Source organism: Alcaligenes sp. SDU_A2 (assembly GCF_038237375.1).
Taxonomy (GTDB): Bacteria; Pseudomonadota; Gammaproteobacteria; order Burkholderiales; family Burkholderiaceae_B; genus Alcaligenes.
The window spans coordinates 1,799,087-1,812,412 of record NZ_CP151273.1 but is presented as its reverse complement, the minus strand read 5'-3'; the positions used below and the strand labels follow the sequence as shown (position 1 = coordinate 1,812,412).

General features: G+C 61.7%; 8 protein-coding genes. 4 read left to right on the top strand and 4 right to left on the bottom strand.

Annotated elements, in window-relative coordinates:
- Positions 1–32: 32 nt before the first annotated feature.
- The 4 genes from folC to aceE all read right to left on the bottom strand — a co-directional run bounded on the left by folC (position 33) and on the right by aceE (position 7,696).
- The gene (gene folC / locus AADW57_RS08490) at positions 33–1,424 is read right to left on the bottom strand and encodes a bifunctional tetrahydrofolate synthase/dihydrofolate synthase (protein WP_341669614.1); all 1,392 of its coding nucleotides are present in this window, start codon (positions 1,422–1,424) and stop codon (positions 33–35) included.
- A gap of 93 nt (positions 1,425–1,517) precedes the next feature.
- On the bottom strand, positions 1,518–3,278 hold the full coding sequence (lpdA, locus tag AADW57_RS08485) for a dihydrolipoyl dehydrogenase (protein WP_341669613.1): 1,761 nt from the start codon (positions 3,276–3,278) through the stop codon (positions 1,518–1,520).
- 9 nt (positions 3,279–3,287) lie between these two features.
- Positions 3,288–4,976, bottom strand: a complete 1,689-nt coding sequence (gene aceF, locus AADW57_RS08480) for a dihydrolipoyllysine-residue acetyltransferase (RefSeq protein ID WP_341669612.1) — start codon at positions 4,974–4,976, stop codon at positions 3,288–3,290.
- 11 nt (positions 4,977–4,987) lie between these two features.
- The gene (gene aceE, locus AADW57_RS08475; RefSeq protein ID WP_341669611.1) at positions 4,988–7,696 is read right to left on the bottom strand and encodes a pyruvate dehydrogenase (acetyl-transferring), homodimeric type; all 2,709 of its coding nucleotides are present in this window, start codon (positions 7,694–7,696) and stop codon (positions 4,988–4,990) included.
- A 261-nt stretch (positions 7,697–7,957) separates the two neighbouring features.
- Here aceE and AADW57_RS08470 point away from each other — a divergent pair, with 261 nt between their 5' ends.
- Genes AADW57_RS08470 through AADW57_RS08455 form a run of 4 tightly spaced genes read left to right on the top strand, consistent with a single transcriptional unit; the run spans position 7,958 to position 13,282 of the window.
- On the top strand, positions 7,958–9,715 hold the full coding sequence (locus AADW57_RS08470; RefSeq protein ID WP_341669610.1) for a PAS domain-containing sensor histidine kinase: 1,758 nt from the start codon (positions 7,958–7,960) through the stop codon (positions 9,713–9,715).
- Entirely contained in the window at positions 9,712–10,335 is a 624-nt protein-coding gene (locus AADW57_RS08465; RefSeq protein WP_341669609.1) for a response regulator transcription factor, read from the top strand. The genes AADW57_RS08470 and AADW57_RS08465 overlap by 4 nt, the downstream gene beginning before the upstream one ends.
- The gene (gene folD, locus AADW57_RS08460; RefSeq protein WP_341669608.1) at positions 10,336–11,199 is read left to right on the top strand and encodes a bifunctional methylenetetrahydrofolate dehydrogenase/methenyltetrahydrofolate cyclohydrolase FolD; all 864 of its coding nucleotides are present in this window, start codon (positions 10,336–10,338) and stop codon (positions 11,197–11,199) included.
- Positions 11,200–11,209: 10 nt separating this feature from the next.
- Positions 11,210–13,282, top strand: coding sequence for a M3 family metallopeptidase (locus AADW57_RS08455; RefSeq protein ID WP_341669607.1), 2,073 nt, complete (start codon positions 11,210–11,212; stop codon positions 13,280–13,282).
- The last annotated feature ends 44 nt before the right edge of the window (positions 13,283–13,326 follow it).

Sequence of the window (13,326 nt, the reverse complement as noted above, 5' to 3'; positions counted from 1 at the left end):
ACCCTAGACCTATGTAAAAAGCTGCCGGACGATCAGGAGGAGGCGCGAGCGTTTGCGGCCTCAAGTAATGGGCCTACCGTTGCAAACGAGCCAAACACAACAATTCTATCATTGTCGCCCGCCTCTTTTCGAGCCGCTTCATAGGCCTGCAAAGGACTGTTGTAACCGGATACGACCGCAGGTGGCTTTACGACAGAATTGCGGGCCGCCGGACGCACACCCGGCCGATGCCCGTCGTCCAAAGACGGCTGATCCAGGACCTCGGGCTGTGCCGCAGGGGCCGCCAGCACCGTGCGCACATGCTCGGCCAGATCCTCCCCACTCAGCCCGCGCGGCCCTTCCAGACCGGCGCACATCCAATGATCGACTCGTCCGGCCAGCCGGGCAATGACGCCGTCCACATCCTTGTCCTTGTACATGCCCACCACGGCAATGGTCTTGGCATACGGCGGCATATTATCCAGGTTCTGCGCCAGCGCGGCGGCGGCGTGCGGATTGTGGGCCACATCGAACACCACGCAAGGCACGCCGGGCTGGATCTGGAAACGGCCTGGCACATTGGCGCGCAGCAGGCCTTCGCGCACCGCTTGTGCAGGCACAGCCAATCTGGGCCGCAACGACTCCAGCGCGGCCAGGGCCGCCGATGCATTCAGTAACTGGTTGGCACCCCGCAAAGCGGGATACGCCAGCCCTGCCCGGCGCTGACCACGCCCGCCGTAGGCCCATTGCTGACGATCGCCCGAGTAATTGAAATCCTTGCCAAACAACCACAACTGCGCGCCGATTTCATGGGCGTAATCGATCAGTGTCTGCGGCGGAACCGGATCGGCGCAGATGGCCGGACATCCGGGGCGGAAAATATGGGCTTTTTCCCAGCCGATTTTTTCGCGGGTATCGCCCAAGTACTCGGCATGGTCGATGTCCACGCTGGTGATAATGGCGCAGTCCGAATCAATGATATTGACCGCATCCAAGCGCCCGCCAAGCCCCACTTCCAGGATGGCGGCATCCACGCGCTGTTCCTGAAACAGCAACAAAGCCGCCAGGGTGGAAAACTCGAAGTACGTCAGGGTAATGTCCTGACGGGCCTGATCGATACGGGCAAACTGCGCGGTGATCTGTTCATCCGCGGCCAATTCGCCGTTCAGGCGAATGCGCTCGTTATAGCGCACCAGATGCGGTGACGCATACACCCCGACCTTGTAGCCGCCGGCCAGCAAGATGGCCTCCAGCATGGCGCAGGTCGATCCTTTGCCATTGGTGCCGCCCACGGTAATGACCACCCCGTCGATTTTCACGCCCAGACGCTCGGCCACCTCGCGGATGCGGGCCTGCCCCATGTCGATGGCCGAAGGGTGCAAGGTTTCCAGGTAGGAGAGCCAGTCGGACAAGGCGGAGCCGGCATTCAGGACAGGACTAGACATAACAGAACGAACCCACAATAAAAAAACGGCAGGCGCTGATGATAGCACCTGCCGTCAGCCCGGTGCGCCTTGCGGACAAGGCGCTCGGGGATATTACTTGCGACGTGCGGGAGGCAAGTCCGTACACGTGCCTTCGGCCACGGCAGCCGCCTTGCCGACAGACTCGCACAAGGTGGGGTGCGGATGGATGGACTTAGCCAGATCCACCGGGTCCACGCCCATTTCAATCGCCAGCACCAGTTCGCCGATCAGCTCACCGGCATTGGTGCCCACGATGCCGCCGCCCAGGATGCGATGCGTTTCGGCATCGAACAGCACCTTGGTAAAGCCCTCGTCGCGGTTATTGGCAATGGCACGCCCCGATGCCGCCCAGGGGAACACGCCCTTCTCGACCTTGATGCCGTCCTGCTTGGCCTGTTCTTCGGTCAGGCCCACCCAGGCGATTTCCGGATCGGTGTACGCCACCGACGGGATCACGCGGGCATCGAAAAAGGACTTTTGGCCCGCAATGACTTCGGCGGCCACATGCCCCTCGTGCTCGGCCTTGTGCGCCAGCATGGGCTGGCCCACGATATCGCCGATGGCATAAATATGCGGCACATTGGTGCGCTGCTGCTTGTCCACCTCGATAAAGCCACGGTCGGTGACCTGCACGCCTGCTTTTTCGGCACCGATCTTCTTGCCGTTGGGCGAGCGACCCACGGCTTGCAGAACCAGATCGTAGCGTTGCGGTTCGGCCGGGGCGTTCTTGCCCTCGAAGGTCACCCAGATGCCGTCCTCGCGCGCTTCGGCACCCACGGTGCGGGTTTCCAGCATCATGTGGTCGAAGCGATGCTTGTTCATCTTCTCCCACACTTTGACCACGTCACGGTCCGCGCCGGGCATCAGGCCCGTCTGCATTTCCACCACGTCCAGGCGAGCGCCCAGCGCCGAATACACCGTGCCCATTTCCAGGCCGATGATGCCGCCGCCCACGATCAGCATGCGCTTAGGAACAGACTTCAGTTCCAGCGCGCCGGTGGAATCCACCACGCGCGGATCATCCGGCAGGAACGGCAGCTTAACCGACTGGCTGCCTGCGGCAATAATGGCCGAGCCGAACTTGATCACTTTCTTGGTGCCGTCGTTGGCGGTCACTTCGATGTGGTTCGGGTCCAGGAACTGGCCGTTGCCGACCACGACCTGCACCTTGCGCCCCTTGGCCATGCCGGCCAGCCCGCCGGTCAGTTTGCCAATGACCTTGTTTTTATAATCGCGCAGCGCATCGATATCGATTTTGGCTTCGCCAAAGGTGATGCCGTGCGAGGCCAGCGACTTGGCTTCTTCGTACACCGCCACGGTGTGCAGCAAGGCCTTGGATGGAATGCAACCGACGTTCAGGCAGACGCCGCCCAGGGTGCTGTAACGCTCGACCAGGGCCACCTTCAGACCCAGATCGGCAGCCCGGAAGGCCGCATTGTAGCCACCGGGCCCTGCGCCCAGAACGACCACATCCACGGAATCGTCCGAGCCGCCCTGATGGCTGGCAGCCTGGGGAGCCGGCGCAGTAGCAACCGGTGCCGCCTTGGGCGCTTCCTGCGTGGCAGCCGGTGCAGCGGCAGCGGGGGCAGCAGCGGCGGCAGCCTCCACCTTGGCGACAGCCGTGCCCTGAGACACTTTGTCGCCCACCTTGACCAGCACTTCCTTTACCACCCCACCCTGCGAGGCGGGAATTTCCATAGAAGCTTTGTCGGACTCCACGGTAATCAGGCTCTGCTCGGCCTCGATGGTATCGCCCACCTGCACAAGAACTTCAATAACATCGACCTGATCGATGTCGCCGATGTCCGGTATGGTCAGATCTATCAGACTCATAAGAGCTCCTTACAGCGCAATGCGGCGGAAGTCGGCCAGCATCGTTGCCAGGAAGGCATTGAAGCGGGCGGCAGCGGCACCGTCGATGACGCGGTGATCGTAGGACAGCGACAAAGGCAGCATCAGACGCGGCTCGAATTCCTTGCCGTTCCACACCGGCTGCATGCTCGAGCGCGACAGACCCAGGATCGCCACTTCAGGAGCGTTGATGATGGGGGTGAAATCGGTGCCGCCTATGCCGCCCAGGGACGAAATGGTAAAGCAGCCGCCCTGCATCTGGGCTGCGCTCAACTTGCCGTCGCGGGCAGCCGCTGCCAGTTCGCCGGTTTCGCGGGCGATGTCCAGAATGCCTTTTTTGTCAGCATCGCGGATCACGGGCACGACCAGGCCATTGGGCGTGTCAGCGGCAAAACCGATGTGGTAGTACTGCTTCAAGACCAGATTGTCGCCATCCAGCGACGCATTGAACTCGGGGAATTTCTTGAGCGCAGCCACCGCGGCCTTGATGACAAAGGCCAGCATGGTGACGCGAGCGCCCGACTTCTTGAACTCCTCGTTCAGCTCCTTGCGCAGGGCTTCCAGGCCGGTGATGTCCGCCACCTCGTTGTTGGTGACATGGGGAATCATGACCCAGTTGCGGTGCAGGTTGGCACCGGAGATCTTCTTGATGCGCGACAGCGGCTTGGCTTCCACCGGACCGAACTTGGCGAAGTCCACCTTGGGCCAGGCCAGCACATCCAGACCACCCACCTGGGCGGCGGTTCCCGCTGCCGTGACGGGTGCGGCACCGCCGGCCAAGGCCTGCTTGACGAAAATGCGCACGTCGTCCGCTGTGATGCGGCCCTTATCGCCCGAGCCATGCACGCGGCTCAAGTCCACGCCCAGTTCGCGGGCAAACTTGCGCACGCTAGGCGAAGCATGGGGCAGATTACGCAGCGGCACATCCGCCTCGGCAAACGCAGCCGTCGGGGAAACACGGGCCGGAGCGGGCGCGCCGGCACCGGTCAGCACGGACGAGGCGGCAGGAGCCGGTGCCGGAGTGGACGCGGCGGGTGCCGGCGCAGCGGCTGGCGCAACCTGCTCCTGCTTGGCAGGAGCGGTAGCCGCGCCCTGTACCGTCAGCTCCAGGATATCGCTGCCCTGGCTGACCTTGTCGCCCAGCTTGACCTTGATGGCCGTGACCACGCCAGCGTGGGACGAAGGCACTTCCATGGACGCCTTGTCCGACTCTACGGTAATCAGGCTCTGGTCGACATCAATGGTGTCACCCACCTTGACCATGACTTCGATCACGTCCACATCGCGCGCATCGCCGATATCAGGCACTTGCACGGTCACTTTCTGTTCGCCGCCGGCCGCTACCGCAGGAGCCGCTGCGGGCGCTGCGGCGGCTGCGGGTTCGGCCTTGGGTGTTTCTGCCTTGGCAGGTTCGGCAGCAGGCGCGGCCTGGGCGGCTTGGGCCGCTTCCAGTTCCAGCACCACGCTGCCTTCCTTGACCTTGTCGCCCAGCTTGACCTTGATGGCCTTGACCACGCCGGCATGCGAGGACGGGATCTCCATGGATGCCTTATCGGATTCCACCGTAATCAGGCTCTGCTCCACTTCGATGGTGTCGCCTTCCTTGACCAGGATCTCGATGACGTCGACCGCGTCGTCCGCACCGATGTCCGGGATTTTGACTTGAATGATATTGCTCATGGTGCAGTCCCTTATGCGTGGTGCGGGTTGGCCTTGGCAGGATTGATGCCGTACTTGGCAATCGCTTCGGAAGCCTTGCTAAAGGGGATCTTGCCTTCTTCAGCCAGGGCGCGCAGCGCAGCCAGAACCACGAAATGACGGTTGACCTCGAAGTGCTCGCGCAGCTTGGAGCGGAAGTCGGAGCGGCCGAAGCCATCGGTGCCCAGCACCTTGAAGGTACGGTTCTTGGGCACGAAAGGACGGATCTGGTCGCCAAAAGCCTTGATGTAGTCAGTGGAGACCACGATGGGGCCGTCGCTGTCTTGCAGCTTGGAGGTGACGTAAGGAACCGGCAGATCCTTGCCTTCGGGATTGAGCAGCGCGATACGCTCGCAATCCAGGCCGTCGCGGCGCAGTTCGGTAAAGCTGGTGACGCTCCAGACATCGGAGCCTATGCCCCAGTCTTTTTCCAGCAGTTCCTGGGCGGCGATGACTTCGCGCAGAATCGTGCCCGAACCCATCAACTGTACACGCAGCGGGCTGCCTTCGCCGACCGACTTGAACTTGTACATGCCGCGCAAAATACCGTCCACGTCGCCTTCGACCAGACCGGGCTGGGCGTAGTTTTCGTTCATCAAGGTGACGTAGTAATACACGTCTTCCTGATCCTGGACCATGCGCTTGAGACCATTTTGCATGATGACGGCCACTTCGTGCGCGAAGGTGGGGTCGTAGGACACGCAATTGGGGATCAGCGAGGACTGGATATGGCTGTGTCCGTCTTCGTGCTGCAAACCTTCGCCATTGAGCGTAGTGCGGCCGGCGGTGCCGCCCAGCACGAAACCACGTGCCTTCATGTCGCCCGCCGCCCAGGCCAGATCGCCAAAGCGCTGGAACCCGAACATCGAGTAATAGATGAAGAACGGGATCATGATGCGGTTGTTGTTCGAGTAGGACGTGGCAGCCGCGATCCAGGAGCTGAATGCGCCCTGCTCGTTAATGCCTTCCTGCAGCAACTGGCCATTTTCCGTTTCGCGATAGTACATGACCTGGTCTTTGTCCACCGGGGTGTACTTCTGGCCTTCGGGCGCGTAGATGCCGATCTGGCGGAACAGACCTTCCATGCCAAACGTGCGGGACTCGTCAGCCAGGATAGGCACGGCACGAGGACCGACCTGCTTGTCGCGCAGCAATGTGTTCAAAAAGCGCACGAATGCCTGGGTGGTCGAGATCTCGCGGCCTTCGGCCGTGGCTTCCAGCATGGGCTGGAAGGCATCGAGCGTGGGCACGGTCAACTGTTCGTCGGCCTTGGTGCGACGCTTGGGCAAGTAGCCGCCCAGTGCCTTGCGGCGGGCGTGCAGGTACTGCATTTCCGGCGAATCTTCGGAAGGCTTGAAGTACGGCAGCTCTTCGAGCTTGTCGTCCGGTACTGGAATGTTGAAACGGTCGCGGAATTCGCGCACCGAATCCAGGTCCAGGCTCTTTTGCTGGTGCGACGGATTCTTGGCCTGGCCTACATGACCCATGCCGTAGCCCTTGATGGTCTTGGCCAGAATGACGGTAGGTTGGCCTTCGTGCTTGGTGGCGGCGTCAAAGGCAGCATAGACCTTGTGCGGATCGTGGCCGCCACGGTTCAGGCGCCAGATATCGTCGTCGCTCATGCGGCTGACCATCTCCAGCAGCTTGGGATGCTTGCCAAAGAAATGTTCGCGAACGTAGGCACCGTCGTTGGCTTTGTAAGCCTGGTACTCGCCGTCCACGGTCTCTTCCATGACACGGCGCAAAATGCCTTCTTTGTCGCGGGCCAGCAGTGGGTCCCAGTAGCCACCCCAGATCAGCTTGATGACATTCCAGCCGGCACCACGGAAGGTGCCTTCCAATTCCTGAATGATCTTGCCGTTGCCGCGCACCGGACCGTCCAGGCGCTGCAGGTTGCAGTTGACGATAAAGATCAGGTTATCCAGCTTTTCGCGCGCAGCCAGACCGATAGCACCCAGGGATTCGGGTTCGTCCATTTCGCCGTCGCCCAGAAACACCCAGACCTTGCGGCCGCTCGTGTCGGCAATGCCGCGGGCATGCAGGTATTTCAAGAAGCGGGCCTGATAAATCGCCATCAGCGGCCCCAGGCCCATCGAGACGGTCGGGAACTGCCAGAATTCGGGCATCAACTTGGGATGCGGGTAGGAAGGCAGGCCTTTGCCGTCCACTTCCTGGCGGAAGTTATTCAGTTGATCTTCGGAAATGCGGCCTTCCATGAAGGCGCGGGCGTACATGCCGGGCGAGGAATGCCCCTGAAAGAACACCATGTCGCCGCCATGATCGTCCGATTCGGCGTGCCAGAAGTGGTTCTGGCCACAACCGATCATGGTTGCCAGCGAGGCAAAAGAGGCGATGTGGCCGCCCACCGAACCGCCGTCCGGCGGCGATTCGCGGTTGGCGCGCACCACCATGGCCATGGCATTCCAGCGGATATAGGAGCGGATACGCTCTTCCAATTCCAGATTGCCGGGGTGCGGAGGCTCCAGACCGGCAGGAATCGTGTTGACGTAAGCCGTGTTGGGCGAGAACGGGATGTGGGCACCGGAGCGACGCGCCAAGTCAATCAGCTTCTCGATCAGGTCATGGGCGCGTGCAGGGCCTTCGCGGTCCACCACCGCTTCCAGGGCCTCGAGCCACTCTTTTGTTTCTAGGGCTTGGTCTTGATTGACGTGCGCCGAACTATTGTCTTGCGTTGAGGACATATAGTGTCTCCGTATTTGAAGTATGGGTCCGGACTTGCGCAACGCTGGATAGCTACTGGGCCAAGACGCTGCTGACAAAGCTCATGACTGCGGACCGTGAGCGGTGAAGGCGCGATACGCCTGCATCGAAGTCATTCTAGGAAAGAACCTGGAATCGCTCAAGCAAAATTTCATTTGATGATAAGTGTTTTTATAATGTGAAAAATCACCCATCAAAATAGCCCTACATTACAATTCAGACATAACAACATTGATGCAGTCATGGCCAACCATTCCAAAAAGTCTCTGATTCCAACGACCTTCTACGATCAGGCCAAGCAGAACCGCCGTGGTTTCTACTGGCTGACGCCGGTTGTCGTGCTGTTTCTTTACCTGTGCGTCATGGGCGTGTTCATCTGGCTGCAACGCCTGCAGAACGACAGCGTCATGTTCGTCACCATCGATCAGGAGACTCGTCAGCAACGCCTGATGATGGTCATCATCGCCCTGTCGCTGGTCATCGTGGTCAGCCTGCTGGCCTTGTGGCGCTATACCCGCTTTCGCACCCGCGCCGAAGCCGCCCAGATCGCCGAAACCGGCTTTAGACGCGCCATGGAAAACTCCATGTCCACCGGCATGCGCGTGTTCGACATGCAAGGCCGCATTGCCTACGTCAACCCGGCTTTTTGCCGCATGATAGGCTGGAACGAGGCCGATCTGGTCGGACGCACCGCCCCCTTCCCGTACTGGTTGCCGGGCCGCCACCAGCAGCACCAGGAAACACTGGACTTGCTGTTGTCGGGGCGCACGCCCAGCAGCGGCCTGGAAGTGGAGGCTCAACGGCGCGACGGTTCGCGTTTTACCGCCCGCATGTATGTGTCGCCGCTGCGCGCGCCCAATGGTGAACAGATCGGCTGGATGACGTCCATGACCGACATCACCGAACCCAAGCGCATCCGCGAAGCCCTGACTGCCGCCCACGAACGCTTCATGACCGTGCTCGAAGGCCTGGACGATGCCATTTCCGTGGTGGCCGACACGACCGAAGGGCTGGAGCTGCTGTTCGCCAACCGCACTTACCGACGCTTTTTTGGTGCGCAATCGAACGGGCACGCCGAACTGCTGGGCGGACGTCTGGGCCGCTTTACCGACGAGACCGTCGAAATCTATTCGGAATCGGCGGCCCGCTGGTTTGAAGTGCATCACCGCATGCTGGCCTGGACCGACGGCCGCCGCGTGCGCCTGCAAGTGGCGCGCGACATCACCGACCGGCGCAAGCACGAAGAAGCCTCGCGCGTGCAGCAGGAGAAGGTTCAACTGACCAGCCGCCTGACCACCATGGGCGAGATGGCCTCCTCCCTGGCCCACGAACTGAACCAGCCGCTGACCGCCATCAGCAACTACAGCATGGGTGCCGTGGCCATGCTCAAATCCGGCCGCTATCAGCCCGAGACATTGCTGTCAGCCCTGGAAAAAGCCGCCCAGCAGGCCGAACGGGCGGGCAAGATCATCAGCCGCATCCGCGAATTCGTCAAACGCAGCGAACCGCGCCGCCAGCGGGTGGGCGTGATGCGCATCGTCGAAAATGCCGTGGGCTTTGCCGAAATCGATGCCCGCAAGCGCCAGATCGACATTGAATTGAGCCTGCCCAACCCCCTGCCCGATGTCATTGCCGACCCCATCCTGATAGAACAGGTATTATTGAATCTGCTCAAGAACGGCATCGAGGCAATGGAACACAGCGAACACCATGTGCTTCAATTGCTCATCAGCCGGCAGGAATCGCTTTTGGAAATGGCTGTCATCGACCGTGGTCATGGGCTGAAAGACCCGGAGCGTCTGTTCGAGCCGTTCTACAGCACCAAGTCCGAAGGCTTGGGAATGGGCCTGAACATCTGCCGTACCATTATCGAGTCGCACCACGGCCGCCTGTGGGCCAGCCCCAACCCCGAGGGCGGCACGATTTTCCGCTTTACCCTGCCCTGTGCAGCGCCCGATGTACCGGACACCATTGATAACAAACTGGAGATACCCGAATGACCAGCCCTCAGATGCCATGCACGATTTATGTGGTTGACGATGACGAAGCCGTGCGCGACTCGCTGCGCTGGCTTCTGGAGGCCAATGGCTATCGCGTGCGCTGCTTTGCGTCCGGCGAAGAGTTCCTGAGCGCCTACGACCCCGCCCAGGTGGCCGTCCTGATCGTGGACGTGCGCATGCCCGGCATGAGCGGGCTGGAACTTCAGGAAAATCTGATTGCCCGCAAAGCCACCATCCCCATCGTGTTCATCACCGGCCACGGCGACGTGCCCATGGCCGTCAGCACCATGAAGAAAGGGGCCATCGACTTCCTGGAAAAACCCTTTAACGAAGCCGATCTGCGCACCATCGTGGGCCGCATGATAGAACAAGCCTCGACCCGCGCCTCGCAGGCGCAGGCCCAGAAAGATCAACAGGAAATCCTTGGCCGCCTGACGGCCCGCGAACAGCAGGTGCTCGAGCGCATCGTGGCGGGCCGCCTGAATAAACAAATTGCCGGGGACCTGAACATCAGCATCAAAACTGTCGAAGCGCATCGCGCCAATATCATGGAAAAACTGGAAGTCACCACCGTTGCCGACCTCATGAAAATCGCCCTTGCCAAGTCCGAGGAAGCGTAAATGAGTGCTCGCATCATCGATGGAAAAGCCTTGTCCGCACAGATCAAGGCGCAAGTGGCCGCGCGGGTGGCCGAACTCAAGCAAGACCACGGCCTGCAACCCGGTCTGACCGTCGTGCTGGTCGGTGAAGACCCCGCCTCGCAAGTCTATGTACGCAACAAATCGCTGGCATGCGAGGCTGCCGGCCTGAAGTCCGACCTGATCCGCCTGCCCGGCGACACGACCGAAGCGGAGCTGCTGGCCCTGATCGTGCGCCTGAACCAGGACGACAGCGTACACGGCATTCTGGTGCAATTGCCCTTGCCCGGCCACATGGACGAGCACAAGGTCATTGAAGCGATTGCCCCCGAAAAAGATGTGGACGGTTTTCACATCAGCAATGCCGGCCTGCTGCTGACCGGCAAGCCGCTGTTTCGCCCCTGCACGCCCTATGGCGTCATGAAGATGCTGGAATCCGAAGGCGTGAACCTGCGCGGGGCTGAAGCCGTGGTTGTGGGCGCAAGCAATATCGTGGGCAAGCCCATGGCCCTGCTGTTGCTGGCCGCCGGTGCCACCGTCACCCTGTGCAATTCCAAGACCCGCGACCTAGCCGCGCAGACGCGCCGCGCCGATGTGCTGGTGGCCGCCGTAGGCCGCCCCGGCATCATCACCGGTGACATGGTCAAGCCCGGTGCCGTGGTCATCGACGTGGGCATCAACCGTGGCACCGACGGCAAACTGTGCGGCGATGTGGACTTTGCCAGCGCCAGCGCCGTTGCCGCGGCCATTACCCCCGTGCCGGGCGGCGTCGGCCCCATGACCATCGCCATGCTGCTCGTAAATACCCTGGAAGCGGCCGAACGCACGGCCGGCATCACTATCTGACATCCGCGTTATGACGATCAATCCCCTGCTGGTCCCCATCGACAGCCTTATCGACTACCCCGCCATCCGGCCCGAACACGTAGAACAGGCTGTAGACCAGCTTCTGGCCCAGGCCCGCAGCGCCGTGGATGCCGTGTCCCAGGACACGCGCCCGGCCACCTGGGAAAACGTCGTCGAGCCACTGACCGACGCCACCGAAATCCTGTACCGCGCCTGGTCGGTGGCCGGTCACCTGAACTCGGTCATCAATACGCCCGAGCTGCGCCAGGCCTACAACAACTGCCTGCCGCGCATGAGCGAGTTCTCGACCTGGGTAGGGTTGAACCACGCCTTGTTCCTGCGCTACCAGGCCCTGGCCGACAGCGCCGCTTTTGCCGCGCTTAGCCCCCAGCGCCAACGCATCATCACCCTGGCCCTGCGCGACTTTCGCCTGGGCGGGGTGGAACTGCAAGGACAGGCCCGCGAGGACTACGCCCGCATCAGCGACGAGCTGGCTCAAACGTCTCAATTATTCTCGGAACACGTACTGGACGCCATCGACCAGTGGCACTATCTGGTCACCGACGAGCAGGAACTGGACGGCGTGCCGGCCGATGTGCTGGCCGCCGCCGCACGGGCCGCCCAGGACAACGAACAGCAAGGCTGGCGCCTGACGCTGAAAATGCCCTGCTATCTGCCCGTCATGCAGTATGCCCGCAACCAGGCGCTGCGCGAACGCCTGTACCGCGCGTACACGACGGTCGCTTCTGAGCAGGGCGACCCCCAGTTCGACAACTCCCAGGCCATCGAAACGCTGCTGGCGCTGCGCGCCCAAGAAGCGGGCCTGCTGGGCTTTGCCAGCTACGCCCATATGCGCCTGGAAACCCGCATGGCCGATACGCCCGAGCAGGTCATGGGCTTTCTGCGCGATCTGGCCACCAAAGCGCGTCCGTACGCCCGCCAGGATCTGGAAGAACTGCAAGCCTTCGCCAGCCAGGAGCTGAATCTCTCGCCCCTACAGCCTTGGGACGTGGCCTACAGCGCCGAGCGTTTGCGCGAACAGCGCTACGCCTATTCCGAAGACGAGGTCAAACAATACTTTACCGAACCGGCTGTACTACAGGGCCTGTTCCAGGTCATCCAGCGCCTGTTCGATGTCCGGCTGCGGCCTATCGACGCGCCAGTCTGGCATACCGCTGTGCGCCCGTTCGAGGTCTGCAGCTCCGACGGCAAGGTACTAGGCTATCTGTACATGGACCTGCATGCCCGCCAAGGCAAACAGGGTGGTGCCTGGGTGGACAGCGAACGCAGCCGCCGCCGTCTGGGCGAGCACCTGTGCCTGCCCATCGCCTATCTGGTGTGCAATTTCGCCGAGCCGCAATCGGGCCGCCCGGCTTTGCTGACCCACGACGACGTCATTACCCTGTTCCACGAATCTGGCCATGCTCTGCACGCCCTGCTCTCGCGCGTGGACGACCCGGCCGCTTCCGCATTTTCCGCCGTGGAATGGGATGCCATCGAGCTGCCTTCGCAGTTCATGGAAAATTTCTGCTGGGAATGGCCCGTCGTGCAGATGTTGACCGCCCATGTCGATACCGGCGAGCACCTGCCGCGCGAGCTGTACGAAAAGCTGCGCCGCGCCCGCAACTTCCAAAGCGGCATGCAAATGGTGCGCCAACTGGAGTTTTCGCTGTTCGACATGCTGATCCACGCCCGCGACAGCGGCATGGATATCGCCGCCGTCATGCGCGTGCTGGACCAGGTGCGCCAGGAAGTGGCCGTGATCTTCCCGCCACAATGGCACCGCTTTCCGCATCAGTTCTCGCACCTGTTTGCCGGCGGTTACGGCGCAGGCTACTACAGCTACAAGTGGGCCGAAGTACTGTCGGCCGATGCCTATGCGGCCTTTGAAGAACAGGCCTATGTCCATGCCGATGGCGCGCGTGATACGCTGGACAGCAATACGGGTCACCGCTTCTGGCGGGAAATCCTGTCGGTAGGCGGCGAACGTCCGGCGGCCGATTCTTTCCGTGCCTTCCGTGGCCGCGACCCATCCATCGCTGCCTTGTTGCGCCATAGCGGACTGACGCCCGAGCCCGCCTGAACCGGAGCCTGCCCATGAAGCCCTGCCTTGTCCTGCTCAAGAAA